Below are 24,605 nucleotides of genomic sequence, written 5' to 3'. Positions count from 1 at the left end.
TCATAAAAAAGGCGAAAAGCAGATGCCTTTCGCCTTTAACCTTCGGCTTTTGCCCTTATTTTATTTCAAATACAGCCTGTATCTGAAAGCTTAATTTTATCTTTTTAAAGTCGATGTCTGATTCGGCAGGGCCGGCCGCGTCTGCCGCAGCTGATTTAAACATCATCATGGTCCGTGGTTGCGGAAAGCTGCTGTTGTCGCTTTCGGTAATGTTAAGCACCGGGCCTAACTTATCGCCCAATCCATTAACCAGGAAGGTAGCTTTATCCCTGGCAGATAGTAGAGCTTTTAATTTGAGGTCATTCTTCAGGTCGTTGATCTTTGAATAATCATAACTTTCGATATTGGTTGATTGTATACCCTTAGGGTCAACCTTTGCCAATATCTGGTTAAACTTATTCAGGTCGCGTAATTTAATAAGGTATTGCTTGCTTGCTAAAAAGTCGGGCGCCTTTTTCTTTTGATAAGTATTGTTCCAGGCCGATACATTGTTCATTGTAAAGTCTTCCTTGGCAATACCGGCATCTTTTACGCCTTTTTCAAGCTGATTTTCCAATACATCAATAGTAACACGGTTTTTACCGTTCATATATTCCTGTAATGATATGGATACATTTATAATATCAGGAGTAACTTCCTGTTCGGCAATGCCGGTTACTTCAATTTTGCGGCGCAAATCAACCGTTTGTGCAAAGGCCCCATAAGTAAACATAAGTGATACGGCAAGGATAAGTAGCTTTTTCATGTGTGATAGTTATTTTATAAAATATTATATGGTATGTGACTATGATAACGTGCCTAAAGTTTAATATGTAACAGGTATAATAATTTATTTGTTTAACGGCATATCCCCATGGCGGTATAAAGCTACTGCTTTGTTTGGGGTTTTACATGGGTATAGCCTGTGGGTCAATAATATAAAACTGTTTGGCCCTTTTAGTGGTTATATTATGGTATTTAAATGTTTGCGTCATGAGATCTATCTGGAAAGGTTCAATTGGTTTTGGTTTGGTAAGTATACCTGTAAAGCTGTATTCGGCTGTACAGTCAAGTTCGCTCGATTTAGATATGCTTGACAGTCGAGATCACTCACGCATACGGTTCCAGCGGGTAAATGAACATACCCACAAGGAAGTGCCTTACGATAAAATTGTAAAAGGGTATAAGATTAATGATGACTATGTTATTGTTGAAGAGCAGGATTTTATTGACGCCGCCCCCGAAAAGAGCAAGGTTATAGAGATAGAGAGCTTTGTAAACATTCAAGAAGTAAGCCCCATGTTTTATGAAACATCATACTATACCGAGCCCGATACTAAAAACAACAAAGCTTATGCCTTGCTGCTAAAAGCCCTGCAGCAGTCAAAAAAAGCAGGGCTTGCCCGCTTTGTATTGCGCAGTACCGAAAGCCTGTGTATTGTGCATCCGGTAAAAAATGTTTTGGTAGTAACCCGCATACGTTTTGGCCAGGAGATACGTGATACCGATGAGCTTAATATTGCCGATGACGTGAACATCAGTAAAAAGGAACTTGATGTGGGTTTGGCCCTTATTGACCAGTATGCTTCAAAGTTTGACATATCGAAATTTAAGGATGAATACCATACCGAGCTGCTCAATATTATTAAGGCAAAAGCTAAAGGTAAAAGAGCCACTGTTAAAAAACTTAAACCCCGTAAAACCTCAGGCGATGACCTGTATGATCAACTCATGAGTAGCCTTAAAGCCCGCAAAGGAGCGTGAGGTATGCCATAAACCTTTCGGGGGCGAAGGTTAGGTATTTGTTGCCCCGAACAAAAAAGTGCAAGCTGAAATAAACAAGCTTTTTTAATTTTTTAAAACATAATTAAGGTTAGGGGACTTATATAAGTATCTATGAAACATTAACTAAAATTAAAATATCATGAATTCACTGTTGTATATAATTGCCGTTGTTTTGGTGGTAGCCTGGGCAATCGGCGTATTTTTTGCTTCGGCAACCGGTCTTATTCATATATTGCTTGTTATCGCAATAATCGCTGTGCTATTAGGCATTATCAGAAGACCTACCGCTATATAAAGTCAGGTTAAAATAGAATAAATGAAGGCTCCCGACATCGTTTGGGGGCTTTTTTTGTTTCCGCCTGTCATGAAAATTAATATTTCTGATGGGTATAAACAGGCATGATAGATGGAATCGGCCCGCTGGGCTGCCTTAAAAAAGGGAAACCCGAACGGAAAGAAATTTATATTAAATTTACTTGAGCAATGTAACCTAAGTTAAAAACACGGCGTCAGAGAGGTTGTAATTCATGCAGAGCAAGCTTTCAGATATCGAACTCATAGAACAAACCCTGGCGGGTAACCAGTCGGCCTATGCTGATTTAGTTAAGCGACACCAGCGTTTTGTATTTACCCTGGCTATGCGTTTTGCAAAAGGGCGTGAAGATGCTGAGGAGATTGCGCAGGATTGTTTTGTAAAGGCATACCGCTCGCTGGCGTCGTTCCAGGGGCAGGCAAAATTTACTACATGGCTGTATAGTATAGTTTATACTACAGCGATGACATTTTTAAGAAAAAAAAGAATAGCGACAGATTCAATAGACGACGAGAACACCTATATACAGATCGAGAATCATGAATCGGGTTATGATACAAACAACGTAGAAAATAAATCAAGATCGTTTTACCTGAACCAGGCCATCGCGCAGCTATTACCTGATGATGCAGCCATCATTACCTTGTTTTACAAGGGTGAGCAATCACTGGAAGAAATTGCCAGAGCGTTGGATATGGAGGCTAATACGGTTAAGGTTAAACTATTTAGAGCGCGCCAGCGTTTAAAAGAAAAGCTGGAGCACAGTTTAAAACATGAGGTGAAAGAACTGATATGAACACCATGGAAGAAAAACTCTGGAATTATATTGATGGTACCTGTACTCCGGCTGAGCAGGATGCCATTGCCAGGCTTATTGAGCAGGATGAAGTGTATGCCAAAAAATATCATGAACTGCTGGCGCTTAACCAGGAGTTTGCAGCTATGGAGCTTGATGAGCCCCCAATGGCCTTTACTTATCATGTAATGGAAACCATCCGCACGGAAAATGCCATGAAACCGCTTAAGGCGGCTATTGATAAGCGTATCATTTTAGGCATAGGGATTTTCTTTGCCGTTACCATACTGGCTTTGCTGGGCTTTGTATTTGCAAATATTGACGTATCTGCTGTTAAAGTAAGTGTAAGCCTGCCCTCAAACTTAAAGCTGCCGGGTGCCAATAGTCTTATTAGCGGGCCATTTGTAAAATGGTTTTTGATGTCTGATGTAGTGCTCGCTTTATTTTTAGGAGATGCTTACCTGCGCCGTAAAAAGATGGCAAAACAGGCATAAGTGTAGTACACAGTGTACGCCAAAACCGACAACTGCCTATACAACTGGTCAGTTTTTGGTATTTATATTGATCAGGTGCCAGGTTTTAACGTGTGTTAAAGTAACACACATTATATAATTATAAAAAATATACAGCCCGCAAATTTTGGTATAGTAATTGTATAACCCTATACGAACTGGTAAACTTACCGGTTTAATTGTGATAAGGTTTAGGTTGAAAGTCCCCCGGAGCAAGTCTGGGGGGCTTTTATTTTTTACGTCTTTTTACAAAGCAGGAAGGTCAATCTCCCCACTAAATACCTGAACAGCAGGTCCCTCTAAAAAGATGTCAGTAAACACCTCTCCATCATAATTAAAACGGATATTCAGGTTGCCACCCAACACTTTAATGGGTGTGGTGATATGACCGGTTTTTTGATAATGGCTGGCCATAGCCAGCGCAACAGCGGTAACACCGGTTCCGCAGGCAAAGGTTTCGTCTTCAACGCCGCGTTCGAAAGTGCGTACAAAATAACCATCATCAACCGGTTCAACAAAATTTACGTTGATGCCCTTTTCGCGGTAAGTTGCATTATTGCGAATAGCTTTGCCTTCATGGTAAACATCACGGTGCTGCAGGTCATCAACCTGTTTTACATAATGAGGCGATCCGGTATTCAGTATATAAGCGCCTTTATCAGTCTTAATCTGGTCCACATCAATCATTTGCAGGCTCACCCAATCGCCAGCATCGGAAATTTTGGCATGGTGTGGGCCGTCAACTGCCAAAAATTCAGTCTCCGTTTTAATAATACCTAAAAATTTAGCGAAAGCTACAATACAGCGGCCGCCATTGCCGCACATACTGCTGGGCTGTCCGTCGGCGTTATAGTAAACCATTTCAAAATCAAAACCCTCTTTATTTTGAAGGAACATCATACCGTCGCCACCGATGCCAAAACGGCGGTCGCACAAGGTTGAAATAAGCTTTGGGTGGGCATGGTCTATCTTATTTTCACGGTTATCAACCAGTATGAAATCATTGCCCGCGCCCTGGTATTTATAAAATCGAATCTTCACAATAATGTCATTTAATATCAACTACTTAGCGTTAGGCTGCTTGTGACTAACAGCAGTAATTGCCGGGTAAAATCAATTTAACAAAATTTAACAAAAAACGCAATAACTTATCGTTGATAATATCGTCTATATGGTATTAAATTTGAGTTGTTAAATTATATAAACAAAATAAAGAAAGGCAAATATAAATGAAAAAGATAGGTTTAACACTATTAACCGCTTTTATGGGAGGTGCACTTGCTTTAGGCGCATATAAGGTGATTGAAAGCAAATATGCCGATAATATGAGCTTTGAAGAAAAGCAAAAAGTATACTTTACCAGCAACAAAACAGCGCCTGTTGTATCATCAACCGGATCGCTTGATTTTACAGAGGCCGCTGCCGCGGTAACTCCGGCGGTGGTGCATATCCGTACCACATACAGTAATCCGGCTGATGCGGGCCAAAACCCGCTTGAACAAATGTTTGGTGATATGTTTGGCCAGCGTATGCCGCAGCGCGGGCCGCAAATGGCATCCGGCTCCGGTGTTATCATTTCAACCGATGGTTATATTGTAACCAATAACCACGTGGTTGAAAAAGCCGATAAAATAACGGTGGCTACCAATGATCACCGTACCCTTGATGCTAAAGTGATCGGTACGGATCCAAGCACCGACCTTGCCCTGATCAAAGTGAACGCAGCAGACCTGCCTATTGTAAAACTAGGCAACTCTGATGATGTTAGGGTAGGAGAGTGGGTATTGGCAGTTGGTAACCCGTTTAATTTAAATTCAACAGTAACTGCTGGTATTATAAGCGCCAAAGGCCGTAACATTGGTATCATTGGCAGCGAAAACAATGATGACGATAATCCGTTTGGCCGCACCCGTACCCAGCAGGCACAGCCAAAACTGAACAAGGCTATTGAATCATTTATCCAAACCGATGCGGCCATTAACCCTGGTAACAGCGGTGGTGCGCTGGTAAATACCAAAGGTGAGCTGATTGGTATAAACGCTGCCATAGCGTCACACACAGGTTCGTACGAAGGTTATGGTTTTGCCATACCGGTTAACCTGGCCAAAAAAGTACTGAATGATATTAAAAAGTATGGTACAGTAAAACGTGGCTTTGTTGGTGTAAGCTTCAGGGAACTTAACCCTGATATTGCAAAAGATTTGGGTATAAATAACACAACAGGTTTATACGTAGCCGACCTGGTACCGGGCGGTGGCGCTGAGCAAGCCGGTATTAAAAAAGGCGATATCATCAATAAAGTTGAAGGTGTGCCTGTATATGAGTCGTCAGACCTGCAAGAACGCGTAGGCCGCTTACAGCCCGGTGATAAAATAAATATCTCCGTATTGCGCGATGGCAAAGAGAAAAACTTCGCAGTGACCCTTAAGGCTGATGCAACGCCAAATCGTACCGCGGCGGTTTCAAAATCGGCCGAGGAGTTGTTTAACAAGCTGGGTGCAAGCTTTCAGCCGCTTACCCCGGCTCAAAAAGCAAAGTTCCATGTTAACTCAGGTGTCCTGGTAACCCAGGTTCGTCCGGGCCGCGTGTTTGATAATTTTGAGATCCCTGTGGGCTCTATTATCACCAGTATCAATAAAACGCCAATAAATAGTGTGGCGGATATTGACAAGGCAATAACCAACCTGCGTAACGGCAATGTGGTAATTTCAGGTTACTATCCTGATGGAACAAACTTTAGCAATATGTTCCAGGTACAATAATGAGTTCTTTCCAGTTTTTTTTAATAAGCGAGAACCCGGCCAAAAGCCGGGTTTTTTTGTTTGTGTGTTTTGGGTAAAGATACATCACAGGGTACCTGTCATCTTTTTATGGTAAGATAAACACAGCATTGATAACGTCAGAAGAAGCTTAATCCCACCGTCCAGCCTACCCAGCCGCTCCAGCTATTGCTGCCATTGATAAAGCTGTGGTGCAGATCGCGAACGTAGGCGTAACCATTAACCGGGCCGCGCTGGTCCGAGTAAAAAAAGTTTAATGATGGTCCGGCGTTTACGGAGAATGATTTACCAAATTTATAAGTAAGGCAGGCATCCAGCCGGCTTAGCATATTTGTGCGTGCCCAGTTACCCTGGTAAACATATTGCTGGCTTAATTCAGGATTTAAACTAAGCCTACTGCCCATACCCAGCTCACGCCCAAACCCCAGGCCAAAGGCATATAACTTGCTGTTGTCATTTACCCGCATACCTCCCAGCCAAATGGTATACAGGTTTTTGCTGCCGGTTTTAAGGGCTACGTTGGCATGAAGTATTTCATTGGTTGACAATGCCAGTTTGTGATAGCCATAACGTACAATATTTATTAAGCCTATACTGTAACCCGACGAGGTATCGGCAATATTAACAAGGCCCAATTGCACGCCACGCAGGTTACGCGCATAATTAAAAAGCGCGGCTGCCTGTACGCCGCTAAATTTTTGCCCGATTATGTTGCCCAGCGCTGCCAGTTGTATGCCCGAAGCCTGGCCGCGGGTATAGTTCAATAAGCCGGATAACTGTATGCCACTTAAGTCGCGCTGTACGCCATTATGTAAAAGGGACAACTGTATTCCTCTAACGCTGCCTAACACAGTATTGTACAGCCCGCCCACCTGTACACCGTTAACGTTTCGGCCTACTACGTTAAATATCCCGGCTATTTGAACCGCGCCTACATCACCTTTATCCAAATTAAAAATAAGGCCAAGTTCAAAACCGTCAACCCCGGCATTATAACCGCCTACCGCGTTTAACGAAACAGTGTTAACCACCTGGCCGCTAAACTCACCGTGTGTGCTTACCCCGGGTATGGCCGAAGCCTGGAACGGCGCCTGAGCAATAAGGCCGCGCAGGTTGGCTGCTTGTATGCGCTGTTTGGTTGATAAAAAGAACCGGCCTAATGACGTGTTCTCAATACCATCATCGCCATTGCTTATCATGTATCCATCTTCGTCAAAAGGCGATTGGCTGGGGTTTACCGTAACGCCCGAAAGAAAGGTAATCGTGGTATCTTTATAAAACTCCTTGCTTATGGTGAGCGTCACAGGTTTTCCGTTGTTTTTTAAATGCAGCTCAAAATGACCGTCTTTACCGGTAAGCGTTGATTGCAGCAGCACACGGTCATACACACTTGCGTGTTCCAATTTTTTACCGCTTAGCTCATCGGTTACAAAACCGCTGATGTTGTACCAGTCGCCATCGGCAATGGCTTTTTCGGTAGTTAATGATAATTGCAGGGGAGCATAGCGCAGGATAACAAAATTGCGGGTTTCCTTATACTCAAAACGGTTTAGGAGCATGCGGTCAAGCACCTCTTTAATGGTCCAGTTATCGGCATTAATAGTAACCAGGCTATCGGTTTTTACAATATTGCTGTTATAGGAAAAAGTGAAATTGCCTTTTTGCTCAATGGTTTTTAATACGGTACCCAGCCGCATGCTGTTTACATGGATGGATATATTTTTGGCGAGGATAGATTCGGCGATGGCGCCGCGGCAAATTACCGGAAGCGCCAGCATCATTGCAGAGAAAAAAACATACCGGCTTAAATAACTCATGATAAAGCGGACATTATTTAAAAATGATCTGCTGGTTTTGGCGAACTACCGTGATCTTAAAAGTATCGGCAATTATTCCCAATATTTCATCAAGCGACTGCCCCTGGAAGGTTGTGGTGATAGGCAAATTCTGCAGCGATTTATTAGCTATAATTATGTGCGCGCCATATACTTCATTAAGTGTTTGTACCACCTCATGCAACGGGGTTTTATCACATACCAGCTGCCCTGTTAAATAATAATTATACAGTTTGCCTTTGCTGGCTTCTTTTGACAGCTGGCTCTGGTCACTGTTTACAGTTACCTTTTCGCCGGGATTAAGATCAATACTATTTTGCTTTTTGCTAACCTTTACAACGCCTGTTTCCACAATTACTTCGGTTTTGCCGTTACGGCTCTTGATATTGAATGACGTTCCAACCACCCTAACCGTTACATCGTTCACCTTAATTATAAAAGGTTTTGTTTTATTGGGCGTAACTTTAAAAAAGGCCTCGCCACGCAAACTTACCGGGCGCAGGTTGCCGGTAAACTGGTTCGGGTAAACTATGGTTGAGCGGGTATTAAGCGTAATCACCGATCCATCAGGCAGTGTTTGGGTATGTACCTTGTTCCTGCTGTCAATCCGCACAAATGCGCTCGCAGGGTTATCATAAACATGGTTAAAGGTTAACCAAAGCACTGTGCATATTAAAACTACCGATGCCGCCAGGCCTACCCAGTATGTAGGTTTTAGTTTTTTTATCAAAGCCTTTGGTGGTGCGGGCGCTGTGTTTTTTATGCGGTTTTGCAGGCGTATAAATGCGTCGTCTTTGCTCACATTACGGGCTGTAACCGGGCTTTGATCCCAAATGAGCTTAAATTCATCATAAAGCTTGCGGTTGGTTTCACTGGCAGCAATCCACTCCTCCACCTGTAAAAACTCGGCGGGCGTAACTTCGCCTGCCAGGTATTTTACCAGCATATCATCATTCATATTTGTATTGGCATTACTCATAATGCTACCATTTCATTAATAAAAGTAAAATAACAGGTAAAAACTCCGCCAGTTTTTGGCGCATTATCCGCAATGCCTTACCCATCTGGTTTTCAACTGTCTTAACAGAAAGCCCCATATGGTCAGCAATCTGTTGATATTTTAGCTGTTCAAACCTGCTCAGCTGAAAAATAATACGGCATTGCAGGGGCAGCCCGCTCATGGCGGCTTCAATATGCTGCTGCAATTCGGCGGTCATTATTTTTTTTGATGCCTGTTCCTCCCCGCCCTGCTGCAATTGCCCCGCATAATATACCCCGAACGATGCTTTAACTTTTTGGTGCTTTAAATAGTTAAGGCTTTCGTTATGCACCGCCCTGTAGAGGTATGATTTAAGCGAGCCATCGGTTTTCAGCTGGTCGCGCTTTTCCCATATCCTGCAAAACACATTTTGAACAATCTCTTCGGCCATTTCATCGTCCTTTAAAAAAGTATAGGCATAAACGTGCAAGCTTTCAAAATGCGCTTTGAACAGCCATTCAAATGCTTTTGGGCTACCTTCTTTTAATAAACTGATAACGGTGCTATCGCTGTATTCCACTTTAAACGGGTGAAAGTTTGAGCTAAAGATAGCTTGTTTGGCGGTCAAATTCATGAGGGAAGCGCGAAAAGCAAAATATCAGGCCAGCTGTATTTGAATGGTATAAAGCGAGTGGTGTATATCAACCTTACTGCAAATGCCATTGGTGTACGAATAAAAATTGTAGTTACCATCGGGCAGATCAATGCGGTAAACATGCTGCGACACCTGTTTTACCAGTAAAAACTGCTGGAAATTGTCTGAGTAGATCTGCGCGTTGTTATCAGGCTCTCGGCAATACAGCAGCATGAGGTTTTGGCTGATGTGTTTTTGAGTAAGCTGCCCGTTTTTACCTTCGGCCACGGTTTGATAGCAATCGCCGCAGGCCCGGGTTTGGCGATTGGCCTTTTCTTTGCCGTTAACATTGCGGCAAACGCTCGAGCTGATCAGTTTGCCATTTTGAAAAACCGATTCCTCGTGAATATCCACCTTAATGCACAGGATAAAGCGCATTTTTACCTGTGATGTCATTTTCAGGTACAGATCGTTGCCATCGCGTTTCTGGTACAGGTCCATGTGCCCAACTACCTTGCCGCTATGCAGCACATTGTATTTAACCATTTGCTCCTGTGCTATTAAGCCACCCGAAAAACAAACGAATGCAAACAGCGTGGTTGCTTTTTTAAAGGGTTTTACAAAAAGCGGAAGCTTGATGTTCTTATCTTTTAAGGCCGGGGCCAGGTATTTTTTATAAAGCCAGATGAGTAATGCGGGTATCATGGTGGTAAAATTTTAATAGAGAATAAACAACTGTATAAATGTTAACTACAGCTATTACAACATATTAAAACTTTACCCCTATGTGCTTTCATAATAATTGCCAGGATGTAAAATATCTATAAGCAGTAGACTTATTTATAAAGGGAGGGCACGCCAGGCGGTTATACTCACCCCGGCGTTGCTGCGCTCACCTATAGGCTTATGTTTTTTATCTTTTTTAAACCCTCTTTGCGGCGCAGCCGGAGAGAGGGTGGTCGAGCGAAGCGATGACCGGGTGAGTCGATTCACGAACAGAGCAACTTTTGCATTCCAGGCGGTTATACTCATCCCGGCGTTGCTACGCTCGCCGGCCCTCTCTTCGCCTATGGCGCAAAGAGGGCTTATGGGGATTTTGTTTTTTATTCTTTTTTTAGAACCCTCTTTGCGGCGCAGCCGAAGGGAGGGTGGTCGAGCGTAGCGATGACCGGGTGAGTCTATTCATTGCGCTTTCTTTGACGCCCTTGCAAACAATCGGCAGAATAATTAAGTTTATAATACACTTTAATCACACAACAACATGCAATGGTTTGGCAGACGCGAAAGCGATAATGTAGAGGATAACCGCGGTGGTGGCGGTGGACGCTTTGCCCTGGGCGGCGGTATTGTAAGTATCATAGCTTTGGCTATTTACTATTTTACGGGGATAGACGCCTCACAGCTGCTTAACCAGGTGTCCAGCAACAACCCGGTACAAACGGAACAGCGGGCCAAGGATCCCAACGCGCCCGAAGACAAGCAAAAGCAATTTGTGCGCGTAGTTTTGGCCGATACCGAAGATATATGGACCAAGCTTTTTAATGACATGGGTAAAACTTATGAGCAGCCCCACCTGGTGTTGTTTAGTGATGGCATCACCTCGGGTTGTGGTAATGCCAGTTCGGCTACAGGGCCGTTTTATTGCCCCGCTGATGCTAAGGTGTATATTGATCTTTCTTTTTATGATGAACTGCAGAACCGCTTTGGTGCCGCCGGCGATTTTGCGCAGGCCTATGTGATTGCGCATGAGGTTGGTCACCATGTACAGAATCTGCTTGGTATCTCGGCCAAAATGGACGAAGCACGCAGTCGGATGAGCGAAAGTAAATACAATAAACTGTCAGTAAAGCTGGAGCTGCAGGCCGACTTTTATGCCGGTGTATGGGCACACTATGAGCAAAGCCTTAAAAAAGTGCTGGACCCAGGTGACATTGAAGAGGCCCTGAACGCCGCTAATGCCATAGGCGACGACCGCCTGCAAAAAGAAATGCAGGGCCGCGTAGAGCCCGACAGTTTTACTCATGGCACCAGCGCCCAGCGCATGTACTGGTTTAAAAAGGGCTACGAAACCGGCGACGTAAACCAGGGCGATACTTTTGGAAATGGAGATTTGGAGTAGGGGAAGATACGTGATGCAATCGCAAACTATATTCTATCGCTACCTCCAATGTTCTCCTCGTGGTTATCAAGCTAAGTAGTTAGCATTTTTATGCCGAGCAAATTACCATGCGGAAGCCTTGCCTAGCGGAGGGCGGATTTATGTTAGATCTTCTATGAATTTTAATAATTCACTTTTTGAAATTCCGTCTAAATTTAAACTGGCTTTTCTTATTAATTTAATCCAATCACTAATCTTAAACAAGTCACTTGTGTTAAATTCCCAATATTTAGATAATTCTTCAGTAGGCGTATTTAATATAATATCTTTAATCTTTGAAAGGTGTTGAAACAGGTTATATAAAATTCTTGGAGCCTGTATATATGTATTAAAATTAGTCTTTATATTTATTCTTCCTCCGCCCGTGAATGTATCTCTTAAGCTTGGACACACAACTCCTTGAGTTGTTACAAGCCACATTGAAAGCCTGCTAAATTTAGCATTACTATTACTTAACAATTCGGGAAAATATGCAAATGCTTTAATTTTTATAATTTCTCGTTCCGTTTTTGAAAGATTACTCCAAAGCCTTATTACAATATTGCTTGATAAAGGTTCCGTTTGATCTAACCACCATAACTCATCTCCCCTTTTTAACCCATTTTTATAATAATTTGTTATCTCTCTTATTGGGTTTGGTCGTCTCCTCAGATCATCATAACCAATAGTCATTTTATCAAAAATCGTTTGATTAACGGCTAGATTCATATCAATCAAATAACGAGGGGAGTGGGTAACTACAACTTCCGCCAAGCATTCTTCATATGGCCTATATTTAAATTGAACTGGGTCTGCAAGTTTCCCAAAAAGAAGAAAAATCCTTTCAACGCCTTCTAATCTTGATGATTCTAATACGCTATTTCCGGTAGTTTTCCAATGGTTCTTGATTGTGGTCTTGACTTCAACACCGTAAAATTGTTTGGCAATAATATCTGGGAAACTCTGGCCAGGTGTACATACTATAGAGTTTTCAAAGGGAGTTCCGATTGCGAGGCTTTTCATTAAGTCAGTGGCATATTGTTCTAACTTAGTACCACTTAAATTGGCTATTTTTTCTTTGGACGAACCCGGCTGGTTATTTAATTCAATAACAGTGTTTTTTAATAATTGGTTAAATTCGCTTAGTTCAGGTGTTGGATTGGCTGATATAATCATAGTTTATTAAGTTTTAGAAATAACCTGTTTATTAATTGTTGTTATGGCGTTATAAATCAAACAATTTAAGTTTAAAAGTATTATTATTTGTTTATATAATTATGGCAGATACCGTTTCTTCCAAAAGGCGCAGTGAAATAATGAGCAATATTAAAGGTAAACATACGAAGCCTGAAATGATTGTCCGTGAATTTTTGCATTCCAAAGGTTTTAGATATAGAATTCATGATAAAAAATTGCCAGGAACGCCAGACATAAAGTTAACTAAATATAAAACGGTAATTTTTGTAAATGGCTGTTTTTGGCATGGACATGAAAACTGCAGAATATATGTGATGCCAAAAACCAACGTTGATTTTTGGAATGGAAAAATTGAGAAAAATATAGGTCGTGATAAAATAATTATCAACAATTTTGAAGAATTGGGTTGGAACGTTATTGTATTATGGGAATGCGCCTTAAAAAAGACAAAACGAAATGAGACTTTAAATTCCGTTGTTGAAAAAATTATTTCATTTGGCCAAAAAACTTAGCATTTTACTTTTTCTTTTTGTAAAATTGCAAAGTATAAAAACTTAAAACTACCATCCTAAAATGATAACTGATAATGAACTTATGGAGCCGCAATTTACTATTGAATTTAATAGACAAAAGCGCTCTGTTGATCTTTCAAATCCCGATGACGGCAAACATTTAAACGTTTTATCGTTATTTTCAGGATGTGGTGGGATGGATTTAGGATTTGAGGGAAATTTTAAGGTGCCCACCGCGTTAATTAATAAAAAAACATCCTCTGATTTTATTGAGGAGGAGGTAAATGAAAGCCTGACCTTGTTAAAAAAGACAAGATTCAAAACTGTTTTTGCCAATGATATACTACCTGACGCTAAAAACGCTTGGATCAATCATTTTTTTAAAAGAGGCGATTTTGAATGTGTCGACAAATTTCGTTCTGAAAGCATCGTTGATCTTGTAAAATTACATAATTCTCAAGAAAAGGTTTTTCCAGAAAAGGTAGATATTGTTACAGGAGGTTTTCCTTGTCAAGATTTCAGTATTGCAGGGAAGAGAAAAGGATTTGATTCTCACAAAAATCACCAGGGACATCTAAAGAATATCAATGAAGCGTCGGAGGAAACCAGAGGTAAATTGTATATGTGGATGAAAAGGGTTGTAGAAATAACACAACCTAAAATGTTTATAGCTGAAAACGTTAAAGGTCTAGTTAACCTAAGTAATGTCAAGGAAATAATACAAAAGGACTTTTCCTCTATCAATGGTAATGGTTACTTTGTTTTTGATCCTCAGGTTTTACATGCAGCGAACTTTGGAATTCCGCAATCACGTGAAAGAGTGATATTTATCGGAGTCAAAAAATCGGCTCTAAAGCCGGGTATACTCAAAAAACTGCAAAAAAAAGTACTTGATAATGAACTAAGTCCTTATCCTATTCCAACGCATTCTAACAAAGATGAAATAAGTGACTTGGCACCATTTACTAAACTTTCAGATATATTCTCACTGCTGGAAGAACCGGAACAAAGTGATGATTTATCACAGAAACACTATTCAAAAGCTAAATTTATGGGGGCACATTGCCAAGGCCAAACCGAGGTCAAACTTAATGGGATTGCTCCGACAATACGATCAGAACATCATGGTAATATAGAGTTCAGAAGACTTTCACAAGAAAAAGGAGGGAAACATATAGCCGAACTAGAAAATGGATTAATTGAAAGACGCTTAACTCCTCGTGAATGTGGTTTAATTCAGACTTTTCCTCTAGATTATGAGTTCGTTATTGGACACAAGCATAAAAAAAGGGGAAGCTTTTTAGTTAGTCCGTCTCAGGCATATAAAATCATTGGAAATGCCGTCCCTCCTTTATTAGCGTACCATATTTCAAGAAGAATTGAAAAAATCTGGGATTTGTATTTTTAATCATTCAGCTTTTATTAAGCTAAATCTCACTCCAAAAGCATATTTAGCTGATCATTAATCAAAGCAGAATATTTCGAATTGTAATGTATTGAATATCACGGCGTTCACAGGATTAAAAAATTAAATCGTTGATTATCAGGCGTTCATGATGTTCACGGGTGTTCATGTGCGCAGCGTGAACGCTTCAGCCGGGGTTTTTCACTTAGTGTATTATTTGCTTACATTAGCCATACGTATACTATCTCCATGAAAAGCAACTACTATATATTACTTTTAATATCTGCCATTGGGGCTCTTGGTTCCTGCTCGCCAAAGGGGCCATACGCTTTAACCAATAAAATGTACAAACGCCAAACCGACTCGGTAGTGCGCATTATTGAACAAACCCAGCCCCCTATGCTGCTTGACAGTAGCGGTTCCGCGGTTCCGGGCCAATGGGTAGGTACGGTTAACTTTAACCTGCGCAAGCCCAACTATGTGATCATCCATTTTACCGCGCAGGATTCTGTAAAACAAACCCTTAAAACTTTTACGCTGGTACGGCCGCAGGTGAGCGCGCATTATGTGGTGGCTAAAGACGGTAAGGTGTTCCACATGCTGAATGATTACCTGCGGGCCTGGCATGCAGGCATCAGCAAGTGGGGCAGCATCAGTGATATGAACAGCTGCTCCATCGGTATAGAGATAGATAATAATGGTAATGAACCGTTTAACGACGTACAGGTGAAAAGCCTCCTGGCACTGTTAACGCAGCTTAAAAAAGTATATAATATACCAACGGCCAACTTTATAGGTCACCAGGACATTGCCCCCCTGCGCAAACCCGACCCCGGACCGTTCTTTCCATGGAAGCTGCTGGCTCAAAAAGGTTTCGGCTTTTGGAGCGATGATCTGCTTGAGCTTCCGCCCGATAATTTTGATTATGCCACCGCGCTCAAACTTATTGGCTATGATACCAGCAACCTTACGGCAGCAATAGTAGCCTTTAAGCGCCACTTCGTACAAACCGATGTATCGCCCGCTATGACTCAGCTGGACCTGAATATTCTTTATAATGTATACAGAAAGTATGCCCCCTAACTCCCTGAAGAGGGAAATTCTTTGATTTATTTCAAAAAAAGCCGTTCCTTTTAAGAACGGCTTTTTTTTTTAGTCTTCTTACCGGGCTGTGGGACTTTTCCACCCATCCTTCAGGGTAACCGTGCGGTTAAATACCAGATGATCGGGTGTGGAATATTTGTCTAAAGTAAAATAGCCTTTGCGCATGAACTGAACGGCTTTGCCTGGTATGGCATTGGTAAGGTCGGGTTCAATATATGCTTTGGGCAGTATATGCAAGCTGTTGGGATTAAGGTACTCTTTAAAGTCACCATCCTCGTTAGATGGATCTTCAACCTGGAACAACCTATCGTACAGTCTTACTTCCGCAGTTTTGGCGTGTGGTACGCTTACCCAGTGTATGGTGCCTTTTACGTTGATTCCGCTTGTATCATTACCTGATTTTGATTCGGGCAAATAGGTACAATGGATCTCGGTCACGTTGCCATCAGCATCCTTCACAAAATCATCACAGCGTATGATGTAGGCATTTTTTAAGCGCACCATTAATCCAACACCTAAACGGAAGAATTTTTTAGGCGGATCTTCCATAAAATCATCACGCTCAATCCACAGCTCTTTGCTGAAGGGGATATCCCTTCCACCATCGCCGCCTTCAACCTCGGGATTGTTTTCGCCGTGCATAATTTCGGTCTCACCATCCGGATAGTTGGTCAGAATACATTTGATCGGGTCAAGTACAGCCATACGGCGCCAGGCTGTTTTGTTCAGATCCTCACGGATACAAAACTCCAGCAGGCCCACATCTATCATATTTTCGCGTTTGGCTACACCGATACGCTCACAAAACTCGCGGATACTTGCGGGAGTATAGCCACGGCGACGCAGGCCGCTAATAGTTGGCATACGAGGGTCATCCCAGCTTTCCACATGCTTTTCATCAACCAGTTGCAGCAGCTTACGCTTACTCATTACGGTATAGTTGAGATTCAAACGCGCAAACTCATACTGTTTTGAGGGAAAAAGATCCAGTTGCTCAATAAACCAATCATACAACGGACGATGGGGCACAAACTCCAGGGTGCAAATGGAATGGGTGATTTTTTCAATAGCATCTGACTGGCCATGGGCAAAATCATACATAGGGTATATACACCAGGTGTCACCGGTACGATGATGATGCGCGTGTTTAATACGGTACATCAAAGGGTCGCGCAGGTGCATGTTTGGCGATGCCAGATCAACCTTGGCCCGCAATACTTTGGCCCCATCGGGGTATTTGCCAGCTTTCATGTCGGCAAACAGCTGCAGGTTTTCGTCAATTGAACGGCTGCGGTACTGATTTGGCGTGCCGGGCTCGGTTGGGGTGCCCTTTTGTGCTGCAATTTCTTCGGCTGTGCTGTCATCAACATACGCCAGGTTGTTTTTTATCAGGACAACAGCAAACTCATACAACTGATCAAAATAATCAGAAGCATACAATTCTTCGGCCCATTCAAAACCCAGCCATTTGATGTCTTCCTTTATGCTGTCAACATATTCAACATCCTCTTTGGTAGGATTGGTATCGTCAAAACGGAGGTTGGTTTCGCCGTTATATTTTTGTGCCAGCCCAAAGTTCAGGCAAATAGATTTGGAATGCCCTATATGTAGATAACCATTAGGCTCAGGCGGGAAACGGGTTAGTACCCTGCCACCGTTTTTACCGGCAGCAATATCTTCTTCAACAATTTCCTCTAAAAAGTTCAGTGATCTTTCTTCGCTCATAAATAAAATAGCAATAACTACAAAAGTAACAAACTTTTTGATGTGCTGATTTCAGATGTGCAAATAGGAAGATACAGGCCCCTTAAACTCTCCCATTAGGAGGCTGGTGGGCATGGTATGATGTTATGATTCATGAGTATCCGCATCAGCACATCAACAGAAACATCGCGGGTAATATCAATACAAAGGTTTAAGCGGCCGCAAACCTTTACCTGGCAAATGTTGTAATGAAACTCCAGCAATAATCCCCGGAGACTACCTGAATTAATGACAATGGTTTCATCGTTTACAACCTCACAGGTATTGCTGGTGCAGTTAAAGTAGCTGCATAGGTTTTTAATAAGCCGGTATGTTGATAATGAAATGATCATATATTCATGAATCTAAAATAGTGTTTAATCTTCGCTTAATGATACTATCTTTTACATAAGCAGGTAACAAACTGTTTAATAAAACAAGCAGCCGGTTAACCATGCCCGGAATGATCTCTCTTTTGCCTTTCAGCAACCCATCAATAGCAATACGGGCAACTTGCTCAGGTTCAAGTATGGTGGCCTTGGATATCCCTTTCAGATTATTGTTCATTACCAGCAATTCGGGTTTGGTATTTATACCCCCGGGACTAAGCAAACTAAGCTTTACATTCGACCCATACAGCTCCAGTTGCAGGCATTTTGTAAAATAGCGGATAAATGACTTTGTAGCGCCATACACCTGTTTTTTAGGTACTACAAATAAACCGCCCAGGCTGCCCACGTTTAAAATATAAGAAGTTACAAATGAATCGGCTTGTGCCAGGAACATGCGCGTAAGCAGTACCGGCGTAATTACATTTAGTTCTATCTGCGTCTTATAAAATGCCATGCTTTTATCGCCAAACCACGACCAATTGCCTAACCCGGCATTGTTAATGAGTAAATGTGCCTTAATTTGCTGTCCGTTCAGACAATCAAATATTTCATGGTAGCTATCTGTGCATGTAAGGTCAGTTTCCAAATGATAAACTTTTATCTGAAAATTTTTACGGATAAAGGAGGCTAATTCCTGCAACCCAGATCCGGGCAGCGCCACCAGCATCAGATCGATATTCCTGCGTGCCAGCTCAATGGCGAACGATTTGCCCAGGCCTTCGCTGGCGCCTGTTACAATAGCTGTTAATTGTTGCATAACTGGGTTTTTTGAATGCCTTGTTCCTGTTTTTTTGCTGTCATTTTCGTTTCAACGGACTTTCTATTCTCCGGCTCTAAAGACTTTTCTGATCCGCTATCTTTATTCGTTCTGTTCTTTATTCCGTTTATCCCTTTAATATAACTAACGGTTTTATACAGGCCTTCCGAAAAAGGGGTTATGTTATATCCCAGCTGATCAATGGCTTTGTTGCTGCAGTACTTTTGATCGTATTTAAGGCGTTCGGCAAATTCGGGTAAAAACCGGGGTGATAAGCCCGTGAGCCTGATTTTTAACCACTCCAGCCGACTATAAAGCTCAATAGCGTTTAAAGGAATTTTTAAAAGGGTCCTTTGCATACCCGATACCTGCCGCAGCGTATCAAAGAAAGCATTAAAGCTGATATCATGACCGCCTAAGATATAACGTTCACCGGCAACCCCTTTATCCATAGCGGCGATATGGCCAGCCACTACATCGTCTAAAAAAGCATAATTCGCTACTTGTTCGCCGTTACCCGGTATAACGCGCCATTTGCCTTTTAAATAACCAGCTATTATTTTACCTACAGTGTTGCTATCCGTTACCGGGCCTTCGCCATATACACGCGATGGATTCACTATGGTTACGGGCAGCCCCTGTTTAACAAAATTCTGCACTTCCAGTTCGGCCAGGTATTTAGTGCGCTCATAGGCAATAGGAAAGCCTGAAATGCGCGGGTCGGTTTCGGTCATGGGATGTTTTAAGGTTGGTCCCCATACGCCACAGGTAGAAGTATGAACTATTTTTTTTACCCCGGTTTGGGCTGCTATTTCCAGAACATTGCGTGTACCGGTAACATTGGTATCATGATAGTCGTCCGGATTTCGGCACCACATTTTAGCCATGGCTGCGGTGTGATAAACCAGTGTACAACCTTCCATCGCCCTTAACAGGCTCTGCTTATACAGGATATTACCCAACACTGGTTCAATGTTTTTATGTTTTATTAAGTATGGATGATCGGTGTTGCGGCATAACGCCTTTACATCATATCCGGCCGTGGCCAATGCTAATGTAAGCTGCCGGCCAATAAAGCCTGTAGCTCCGGTAACTAATACTTTCATATCCGTATTACAACAGATGTGGCGCTTACCCCCATGAACAGTTTATTTAAATTTTCTGTCAGGATTATCTGAATGCTGCATCAACTCAGATTGTATTATGCCTTCTCCCGGCTCAATGTCAAATGATAGATAAGCTCATGCAGAAACATGCTTAAAAGAAATGAAATAAATCAAATACCCTGTTATTGTTCTCCCTTAAAATAAACGGTTTTCTGTTTTTTCATTTTAGTAGTTTATTTGATAAAATAATTAAATTTGAAAACAGCATTCTTACACCTTGACCAATATGAATATGAACCAGGACACCTACATGAACTTTGCCGACATGGGCCCCGAAGAAATGAGTTTCTTACAGCAAGCCACGGGCGAACTTAGTGAAAGTCAGAAAAAGTATTTTTACATGGTTTACACCGGCAAACGCAAGAATGCCAATGAAATACTAATTTTTACGCTCCTCGGTTTAGTGGGTTTTGCCGGTATACATCGGTTTGTTTTAGGGCAGATAGGTATGGGTATCCTTTATTTTTTAACCGGCGGCCTTTGTTTAATTGGTACTATTGTTGACTTAGTAAACAATAAATCACTCACTTTAAAGTATAATAAAGAAATGGCTTATGAAAGCCATCGTATGGCCATAATGACCAGTTAAAATTAAGTTAGGGCCAATGTATTATACTCATATTTGTTCATGAAATTAGGTTTACTTACGGCATATCTTGAAAGCCTGGCACCCCTGGCATACCAGGAAGATTATGATAACGCTGGTCTTATTGTTGGCAATCCCGATCAGGAAGTAACGCAGGCTCTGGTGTCGCTTGATTGCACCGAAGCCATAGTGGATGAAGCTGTTGCCACCGGCTGTCAGGTTATTATATCCCATCATCCTATAGTTTTTAAGGGGCTCAAAAAGTTCAATGGTAAAACCTATGTGGAGAGGGTGGTGGAGAAAGCCATCCGTAATCGCGTTGCTATATACGCGATCCATACCAATCTGGATAACATTATGAGCGGGGTAAACCAGCGTATTTGTGATACCCTGGGTTTAAAGAAATGCCGTATACTGGTACCGCGGCATAACTTGTTAAAAAAACTGGTGACCTTTGTACCTCAAAGCCATGCCGACGAAGTACGCAATGCTTTATTTGGGGCAGGAGCAGGCAACATCGGTAATTATAGCGAAACCAGTTTTAATACCGATGGTACAGGCACATTTAAGGGTAATGAGGCCACCAACCCTTATGTAGGTGAGCCGGGTACGCGCCATCACGAAAACGAAGTACGCATTGAAACCGTTTACCCGGCCAATATGGAAAGCAAGATATTGATGGCGCTGGTGCTGGCCCATCCATACGAAGAGGTAGCTTACGATCTGTTTAATTTAACCAACCAGCACCAGCAGATAGGAGCCGGAATGATAGGCGAACTGGAGCTGCCGCTAAATGAAGAAACCTTTTTATTCCATGTGAAGGACAAGATGTGTACGCACGTAATAAGACACACTGCTTTAACCGGTAAACCCGTAAAAAAAGTGGCCGTTTGCGGTGGTGCCGGCGGCTTTTTATTGAAGCACGCCATAGCGGCGGGTGCCGACGTTTTTGTCACCGCTGATTACAAGTATCATGAGTTTTTTGATGCGGAAGGAAAAATAGTGATTGCAGATATCGGACACTTTGAGAGTGAACAATTTACGGCGCAATTATTGTATGAAATAATTAGAAAAAAATTCACTACCTTTGCCGTCCGTTTAACAGAAGTAAATACAAACCCCGTCAAATATTTTATTTAATGGAACAAACCGTAGAACAGAAGCTTAAAGCTTTATACGAACTACAAACCATCCACACCAAAATAGACAGGATCCGCCAGGTAAGGGGCGAACTGCCAATGGAAGTTGCCGATCTGGAAGATGATGTTGCAGGTCTTGAAACCCGCATCCAAAAGATCAAAGCCGAGCTGGATGATGTAGAGGACGAAATAGTAACCCGCAAAAATCTGATCAAAGAGGCCCAGGCCAATATCAAAAAATACGAAGCGCAGCTTAACGAAGTTAAGAACAACCGCGAGTATGATGCTATATCAAAAGAAATTGAGATACAGGGATTAGATATTCAGGTAAGCGAGAAAAAAATAAGAGAGTATGGCTTTGAGATCACCTCGAAAACCCAGATCTATGAAAAGGCCCTTGCCGATCTTGAAGCACGCAGGAGCGATCTTGATGCCAAAAAAGATGAGTTAGGTACCATTACTGCCGAAACTGAAAAAGAAGAGAACGAACTTACCTTGCAGGCTGAAAAAGCTACAGGAAATATTGAAGAGCGTTTATTAACCGCTTATAACCGTTTGCGCCAAAACGCTAAGAACGGCTTGGCGGTAGTAACCATTCAGCGCGATTCATGCTCAGGTTGTTTTAACCAGATACCTCCTCAGCGCCAGTCTGATATCCGTCAGCGTAAAAAGATCATCGTTTGCGAACATTGCGGACGTATCCTTGTTGATGAGCAAATGGCTCTGGAAGCAGAAGAAGCATAAGCAAAGCAATCAAATATTTGATTGAAAAGATTAAAAAGGCGCCGCATAGGCGCCTTTTTTGTTGATATAAAAATAAGGAGTTTGTGCAATTGGCTATATTGCTGCCTCAAAACATATTAATAGTTATGATGGTAACGGTATTAAAAACATTGTTTCTGAGAGATCTTGGCAAGCTGAAAACCGAGATCGAGTCATATCACGACGAGCAAAATATTTGGCGTATTGATAGGCAGATCGTTAATACGGCAGGGAACCTGTGTCTGCATTTAATAGGAAACCTAAAAACATATATTGGTGCTGAACTGGGTAGAACCGCTTATATCAGGCATCGTGAACTGGAGTTTTCCATACGTAATATCCCGAGGGCAGAACTAATAAAAGGCATAGATGAAACAGCCCAGATGCTTGCTTCCACATTAGATAAGATGAGTGACCGTCAACTTGCAGAAGAATACCCGCAAATAGTAATGGACGGAAAAGTAACCACGGGTTATTTTTTAACACATTTGGCTATGCATCTTTCTTATCATCTGGGTCAGGTTAATTATCACAGACGGTTATTGGATAATTAAGTTGGCTATGCTCAGATCAAAAATCACCTATTTTGTTCTCATTATTATAACCATTATTGCGGGTTTGCTTTCCCGGCATTTCGCGATAATTCCGTTATTTATAGGTGATATCCTTTGGGCGCTGATGGTTTACTTTATCATACGATTTATTTTTATACGTAAACCGGTTAAATTGCTGGTGACGGGTAGCCTGCTGTTTTGTTATGCCATTGAGTTTAGCCAGCTGTACAAAGCTCCGTGGATAAATGATCTGCGGCAAACGCTGTTTGGTCGTTTGGTTTTGGGGGCGGGATTTTTGTGGAGCGATCTGTTGTGCTATACCCTGGGAGTGGGAATAGGTATCTGGATAGACATGAGCCTAAACAAAAGATTAACACATAAAACCCTTACAGCTATTAACAAATCATCTGCAAAATAAACGTAATTACTTAATCAGCGGTCAAAACATACTTGTTTGCTTTCCCTTTTTGGGTACAAATAAGGTATAGTCATATTCGGGCATTACACGGTCGGCTAAAAAGCGGTTACAAGCCATCCGGAACATCTGGTGGATAGATTGGGCTATATTTCCTTCACCGCTCATACGGCGACCGTAATCACTGTCATTCAGCTTGCCATCATGGCACGAACGTATCATGTTCAACACTTTATCGGCACGATCAGGAAATGCTTTGTATATCCAATCGCTAAATATCTCGGCTATGCTGCCGTTTAAACGTACCAGGGTAAACCCAGCGGCCAACGCTCCCCTGTCTGCCGCGGCTTTTATAATATTGGAAACCTCATTACTGTTGAGCCCGGGAATAATGGGTGCGGCCATTACTCTTACCGGTATGCCCTGTTCCGATAGCTTTTGTATTACTGCCAAGCGGCCTGTGGCTGTCACGGTGCGTGGCTCCAGCTTTTGACGCAGCTGCTCGTTTAATGAGGTGATAGATACATTAACATGTACCAGGTTCATAGTGGCAAGCTCTGTAAGGATATCCATATCGCGCAGGATCACATTGTTTTTGGTGATGATACTTACCGGGTTCCGGTATTTTAAAAACACTTGCAGCAGGCTGCGGGTAATTTTTAACCGGCGTTCAATGGGCTGGTAGCAATCTGTGTTACCCGATAGCATGATGCACACCGGCTGGTAGTTTTTTTTGTTAAGGTATTGTTCCAGCAACTCCGGGGCGTTACGTTTTACGATGATCTTTCTTTCAAAATCAAGCCCGGCACTAAAACCGTAATACTCATGACTGTTACGGGCATAGCAATAAATACAGCCATGTTCGCAGCCCTGATATGGGTTTATAGAGTACATGTGGCTTAGGTCCGGACTGTTTGATTCGCTCACTATCTTTTTAGGGGTTTCCTCAAAAAGCTGCGTTGCGGTATTCTCCAGCAGCGGCTCATCAATTCCCTCAATGTGCTCTACAGTGTATTTATTTTTTAAAAACCTGTTGTGGGTATTTACCTGCGCCCCCCTGCCTTTAAAATAGTCGGGATTGTCTTCATGTGCCATCCAACAAATTTGCTAATATTTTTAGCAA

General features: G+C 42.1%; 26 protein-coding genes. 14 read left to right on the top strand and 12 right to left on the bottom strand.

The window, feature by feature from the left end; genetic code table 11:
- Window positions 1–55 precede the first annotated feature (55 nt).
- Window positions 56–745: an SIMPL domain-containing protein gene (locus J2W55_RS08800; RefSeq protein WP_310094490.1), complete on the bottom strand. Its 690-nt coding sequence runs from the start codon at window positions 743–745 to the stop codon at window positions 56–58.
- Window positions 746–972: 227 nt separating this feature from the next.
- Between J2W55_RS08800 and ku the strand changes: the two genes are divergently transcribed.
- The 4 genes from ku to J2W55_RS08780 all read left to right on the top strand — a co-directional run bounded on the left by ku (window position 973) and on the right by J2W55_RS08780 (window position 3,367).
- Window positions 973–1,743 carry a non-homologous end joining protein Ku gene (gene ku, locus J2W55_RS08795; protein ID WP_310094488.1) on the top strand — a complete coding sequence of 257 codons (771 nt, stop codon included), beginning with the start codon at window positions 973–975 and terminating at the stop codon, window positions 1,741–1,743.
- A gap of 160 nt (window positions 1,744–1,903) precedes the next feature.
- Window positions 1,904–2,059 carry a lmo0937 family membrane protein gene (locus tag J2W55_RS08790; protein WP_310094486.1) on the top strand — a complete coding sequence of 52 codons (156 nt, stop codon included), beginning with the start codon at window positions 1,904–1,906 and terminating at the stop codon, window positions 2,057–2,059.
- 232 nt (window positions 2,060–2,291) lie between these two features.
- Window positions 2,292–2,873: an RNA polymerase sigma factor gene (locus J2W55_RS08785; protein WP_310094484.1), complete on the top strand. Its 582-nt coding sequence runs from the start codon at window positions 2,292–2,294 to the stop codon at window positions 2,871–2,873.
- Between the two features lie 5 nt (window positions 2,874–2,878).
- A complete protein-coding gene (locus tag J2W55_RS08780; protein ID WP_310094482.1) occupies window positions 2,879–3,367 on the top strand; it encodes an anti-sigma factor in 489 nt (162 codons plus the stop codon).
- Window positions 3,368–3,631: 264 nt separating this feature from the next.
- On the opposite strand, the gene dapF is transcribed toward J2W55_RS08780, so the two are convergent.
- Complete coding sequence (gene dapF, locus J2W55_RS08775) at window positions 3,632–4,426, bottom strand: diaminopimelate epimerase (protein WP_310094480.1); 795 nt, start codon at window positions 4,424–4,426, stop codon at window positions 3,632–3,634.
- 188 nt (window positions 4,427–4,614) lie between these two features.
- Between dapF and J2W55_RS08770 the strand changes: the two genes are divergently transcribed.
- Complete coding sequence (locus tag J2W55_RS08770; RefSeq protein ID WP_310094478.1) at window positions 4,615–6,147, top strand: Do family serine endopeptidase; 1,533 nt, start codon at window positions 4,615–4,617, stop codon at window positions 6,145–6,147.
- A 137-nt stretch (window positions 6,148–6,284) separates the two neighbouring features.
- On the opposite strand, the gene J2W55_RS08765 is transcribed toward J2W55_RS08770, so the two are convergent.
- The 4 genes from J2W55_RS08765 to J2W55_RS08750 are packed head-to-tail and all read right to left on the bottom strand — an operon-like array spanning window position 6,285 to window position 10,318.
- Window positions 6,285–7,982 carry a peptidase associated/transthyretin-like domain-containing protein gene (locus tag J2W55_RS08765; RefSeq protein ID WP_310094476.1) on the bottom strand — a complete coding sequence of 566 codons (1,698 nt, stop codon included), beginning with the start codon at window positions 7,980–7,982 and terminating at the stop codon, window positions 6,285–6,287.
- A 13-nt stretch (window positions 7,983–7,995) separates the two neighbouring features.
- Window positions 7,996–8,979: a FecR domain-containing protein gene (locus J2W55_RS08760; RefSeq protein WP_310094474.1), complete on the bottom strand. Its 984-nt coding sequence runs from the start codon at window positions 8,977–8,979 to the stop codon at window positions 7,996–7,998.
- Between the two features lie 4 nt (window positions 8,980–8,983).
- Complete coding sequence (locus J2W55_RS08755; RefSeq protein ID WP_310094472.1) at window positions 8,984–9,613, bottom strand: RNA polymerase sigma-70 factor; 630 nt, start codon at window positions 9,611–9,613, stop codon at window positions 8,984–8,986.
- Window positions 9,614–9,637: 24 nt separating this feature from the next.
- Window positions 9,638–10,318, bottom strand: coding sequence for a DUF6134 family protein (locus tag J2W55_RS08750; RefSeq protein WP_310094470.1), 681 nt, complete (start codon window positions 10,316–10,318; stop codon window positions 9,638–9,640).
- A 556-nt stretch (window positions 10,319–10,874) separates the two neighbouring features.
- Here J2W55_RS08750 and ypfJ point away from each other — a divergent pair.
- Window positions 10,875–11,732: a KPN_02809 family neutral zinc metallopeptidase gene (ypfJ, locus tag J2W55_RS08745; RefSeq protein WP_310094468.1), complete on the top strand. Its 858-nt coding sequence runs from the start codon at window positions 10,875–10,877 to the stop codon at window positions 11,730–11,732.
- Window positions 11,733–11,870: 138 nt separating this feature from the next.
- On the opposite strand, the gene J2W55_RS08740 is transcribed toward ypfJ, so the two are convergent.
- Entirely contained in the window at window positions 11,871–12,926 is a 1,056-nt protein-coding gene (locus tag J2W55_RS08740) for a hypothetical protein (RefSeq protein ID WP_310094465.1), read from the bottom strand.
- Window positions 12,927–13,027: 101 nt separating this feature from the next.
- Between J2W55_RS08740 and J2W55_RS08735 the strand changes: the two genes are divergently transcribed.
- The 3 genes from J2W55_RS08735 (at window position 13,028) to J2W55_RS08725 (ending at window position 15,947) form a co-directional block, all read left to right on the top strand.
- The gene (locus J2W55_RS08735) at window positions 13,028–13,459 is read left to right on the top strand and encodes a very short patch repair endonuclease (protein WP_310094463.1); all 432 of its coding nucleotides are present in this window, start codon (window positions 13,028–13,030) and stop codon (window positions 13,457–13,459) included.
- A 61-nt stretch (window positions 13,460–13,520) separates the two neighbouring features.
- Complete coding sequence (locus J2W55_RS08730; protein ID WP_310094461.1) at window positions 13,521–14,867, top strand: DNA cytosine methyltransferase; 1,347 nt, start codon at window positions 13,521–13,523, stop codon at window positions 14,865–14,867.
- A 246-nt stretch (window positions 14,868–15,113) separates the two neighbouring features.
- Window positions 15,114–15,947: an N-acetylmuramoyl-L-alanine amidase gene (locus tag J2W55_RS08725; RefSeq protein WP_310094459.1), complete on the top strand. Its 834-nt coding sequence runs from the start codon at window positions 15,114–15,116 to the stop codon at window positions 15,945–15,947.
- 78 nt (window positions 15,948–16,025) lie between these two features.
- Here J2W55_RS08725 and J2W55_RS08720 read toward each other — a convergent pair whose 3' ends face one another.
- The 4 genes from J2W55_RS08720 to J2W55_RS08705 form a co-directional block, all read right to left on the bottom strand.
- On the bottom strand, window positions 16,026–17,693 hold the full coding sequence (locus J2W55_RS08720) for a glutamine--tRNA ligase/YqeY domain fusion protein (RefSeq protein WP_310094457.1): 1,668 nt from the start codon (window positions 17,691–17,693) through the stop codon (window positions 16,026–16,028).
- Between the two features lie 95 nt (window positions 17,694–17,788).
- Complete coding sequence (locus J2W55_RS08715; RefSeq protein WP_310094455.1) at window positions 17,789–18,064, bottom strand: hypothetical protein; 276 nt, start codon at window positions 18,062–18,064, stop codon at window positions 17,789–17,791.
- A 4-nt stretch (window positions 18,065–18,068) separates the two neighbouring features.
- Entirely contained in the window at window positions 18,069–18,860 is a 792-nt protein-coding gene (locus J2W55_RS08710) for an SDR family NAD(P)-dependent oxidoreductase (protein ID WP_310094453.1), read from the bottom strand.
- Entirely contained in the window at window positions 18,848–19,966 is a 1,119-nt protein-coding gene (locus J2W55_RS08705) for an NAD-dependent epimerase/dehydratase family protein (protein ID WP_310094451.1), read from the bottom strand. Before J2W55_RS08705 ends, J2W55_RS08710 begins: the two co-directional genes overlap by 13 nt.
- Window positions 19,967–20,258: 292 nt before the next feature.
- On the opposite strand from J2W55_RS08705, the gene J2W55_RS08700 reads away from it, so the two are divergent.
- From J2W55_RS08700 to J2W55_RS08680, 5 genes are all read left to right on the top strand, one after another.
- Window positions 20,259–20,615 (top strand): TM2 domain-containing protein, encoded by a 357-nt coding sequence (locus J2W55_RS08700; protein ID WP_310094449.1) that lies wholly within the window; start codon window positions 20,259–20,261, stop codon window positions 20,613–20,615.
- A gap of 39 nt (window positions 20,616–20,654) precedes the next feature.
- Window positions 20,655–21,752, top strand: a complete 1,098-nt coding sequence (locus J2W55_RS08695) for a Nif3-like dinuclear metal center hexameric protein (protein WP_310094446.1) — start codon at window positions 20,655–20,657, stop codon at window positions 21,750–21,752.
- Window positions 21,752–22,495, top strand: coding sequence for a zinc ribbon domain-containing protein (locus tag J2W55_RS08690; protein ID WP_310094443.1), 744 nt, complete (start codon window positions 21,752–21,754; stop codon window positions 22,493–22,495). Before J2W55_RS08695 ends, J2W55_RS08690 begins: the two co-directional genes overlap by 1 nt.
- Window positions 22,496–22,620: 125 nt before the next feature.
- Entirely contained in the window at window positions 22,621–23,067 is a 447-nt protein-coding gene (locus tag J2W55_RS08685; RefSeq protein WP_310094440.1) for a DinB family protein, read from the top strand.
- Between the two features lie 7 nt (window positions 23,068–23,074).
- Window positions 23,075–23,485 (top strand): ribosomal maturation YjgA family protein, encoded by a 411-nt coding sequence (locus tag J2W55_RS08680; RefSeq protein ID WP_310094438.1) that lies wholly within the window; start codon window positions 23,075–23,077, stop codon window positions 23,483–23,485.
- Window positions 23,486–23,506: 21 nt separating this feature from the next.
- Here J2W55_RS08680 and J2W55_RS08675 read toward each other — a convergent pair whose 3' ends face one another.
- On the bottom strand, window positions 23,507–24,577 hold the full coding sequence (locus J2W55_RS08675) for a PA0069 family radical SAM protein (RefSeq protein ID WP_310094436.1): 1,071 nt from the start codon (window positions 24,575–24,577) through the stop codon (window positions 23,507–23,509).
- Window positions 24,578–24,605 lie beyond the last annotated feature (28 nt).

Origin of the sequence: Mucilaginibacter pocheonensis (genome assembly GCF_031456535.1) — a bacterium.
Classification (GTDB): Bacteria; Bacteroidota; Bacteroidia; order Sphingobacteriales; family Sphingobacteriaceae; genus Mucilaginibacter; species Mucilaginibacter pocheonensis.
The sequence above is the reverse complement of the archived record's forward strand: the minus strand, read 5'-3'. Positions and strand labels throughout refer to the sequence as shown.

What these genes read in the sequence shown, in the direction of transcription:
- J2W55_RS08800 (WP_310094490.1), bottom strand. Translation starts at nt 745, where the DNA reads ATGAAAAAGCTACTTATCCTTGCCGTATCACTTATGTTTACTTATGGG.
- ku (WP_310094488.1), top strand. Translation starts at nt 973, where the DNA reads ATGAGATCTATCTGGAAAGGTTCAATTGGTTTTGGTTTGGTAAGTATA.
- J2W55_RS08790 (WP_310094486.1), top strand. Translation starts at nt 1,904, where the DNA reads ATGAATTCACTGTTGTATATAATTGCCGTTGTTTTGGTGGTAGCCTGG.
- J2W55_RS08785 (WP_310094484.1), top strand. Translation starts at nt 2,292, where the DNA reads ATGCAGAGCAAGCTTTCAGATATCGAACTCATAGAACAAACCCTGGCG.
- J2W55_RS08780 (WP_310094482.1), top strand. Translation starts at nt 2,879, where the DNA reads ATGGAAGAAAAACTCTGGAATTATATTGATGGTACCTGTACTCCGGCT.
- J2W55_RS08770 (WP_310094478.1), top strand. Translation starts at nt 4,615, where the DNA reads ATGAAAAAGATAGGTTTAACACTATTAACCGCTTTTATGGGAGGTGCA.
- J2W55_RS08765 (WP_310094476.1), bottom strand. Translation starts at nt 7,982, where the DNA reads ATGAGTTATTTAAGCCGGTATGTTTTTTTCTCTGCAATGATGCTGGCG.
- J2W55_RS08760 (WP_310094474.1), bottom strand. Translation starts at nt 8,979, where the DNA reads ATGAGTAATGCCAATACAAATATGAATGATGATATGCTGGTAAAATAC.
- J2W55_RS08755 (WP_310094472.1), bottom strand. Translation starts at nt 9,613, where the DNA reads ATGAATTTGACCGCCAAACAAGCTATCTTTAGCTCAAACTTTCACCCG.
- J2W55_RS08750 (WP_310094470.1), bottom strand. Translation starts at nt 10,318, where the DNA reads ATGATACCCGCATTACTCATCTGGCTTTATAAAAAATACCTGGCCCCG.
- ypfJ (WP_310094468.1), top strand. Translation starts at nt 10,875, where the DNA reads ATGCAATGGTTTGGCAGACGCGAAAGCGATAATGTAGAGGATAACCGC.
- J2W55_RS08740 (WP_310094465.1), bottom strand. Translation starts at nt 12,926, where the DNA reads ATGATTATATCAGCCAATCCAACACCTGAACTAAGCGAATTTAACCAA.
- J2W55_RS08735 (WP_310094463.1), top strand. Translation starts at nt 13,028, where the DNA reads ATGGCAGATACCGTTTCTTCCAAAAGGCGCAGTGAAATAATGAGCAAT.
- J2W55_RS08730 (WP_310094461.1), top strand. Translation starts at nt 13,521, where the DNA reads ATGATAACTGATAATGAACTTATGGAGCCGCAATTTACTATTGAATTT.
- J2W55_RS08725 (WP_310094459.1), top strand. Translation starts at nt 15,114, where the DNA reads ATGAAAAGCAACTACTATATATTACTTTTAATATCTGCCATTGGGGCT.
- J2W55_RS08720 (WP_310094457.1), bottom strand. Translation starts at nt 17,693, where the DNA reads ATGAGCGAAGAAAGATCACTGAACTTTTTAGAGGAAATTGTTGAAGAA.
- J2W55_RS08715 (WP_310094455.1), bottom strand. Translation starts at nt 18,064, where the DNA reads ATGATCATTTCATTATCAACATACCGGCTTATTAAAAACCTATGCAGC.
- J2W55_RS08710 (WP_310094453.1), bottom strand. Translation starts at nt 18,860, where the DNA reads ATGCAACAATTAACAGCTATTGTAACAGGCGCCAGCGAAGGCCTGGGC.
- J2W55_RS08705 (WP_310094451.1), bottom strand. Translation starts at nt 19,966, where the DNA reads ATGAAAGTATTAGTTACCGGAGCTACAGGCTTTATTGGCCGGCAGCTT.
- J2W55_RS08700 (WP_310094449.1), top strand. Translation starts at nt 20,259, where the DNA reads ATGAACCAGGACACCTACATGAACTTTGCCGACATGGGCCCCGAAGAA.
- J2W55_RS08695 (WP_310094446.1), top strand. Translation starts at nt 20,655, where the DNA reads ATGAAATTAGGTTTACTTACGGCATATCTTGAAAGCCTGGCACCCCTG.
- J2W55_RS08690 (WP_310094443.1), top strand. Translation starts at nt 21,752, where the DNA reads ATGGAACAAACCGTAGAACAGAAGCTTAAAGCTTTATACGAACTACAA.
- J2W55_RS08685 (WP_310094440.1), top strand. Translation starts at nt 22,621, where the DNA reads ATGATGGTAACGGTATTAAAAACATTGTTTCTGAGAGATCTTGGCAAG.
- J2W55_RS08680 (WP_310094438.1), top strand. Translation starts at nt 23,075, where the DNA reads ATGCTCAGATCAAAAATCACCTATTTTGTTCTCATTATTATAACCATT.
- J2W55_RS08675 (WP_310094436.1), bottom strand. Translation starts at nt 24,577, where the DNA reads ATGGCACATGAAGACAATCCCGACTATTTTAAAGGCAGGGGGGCGCAG.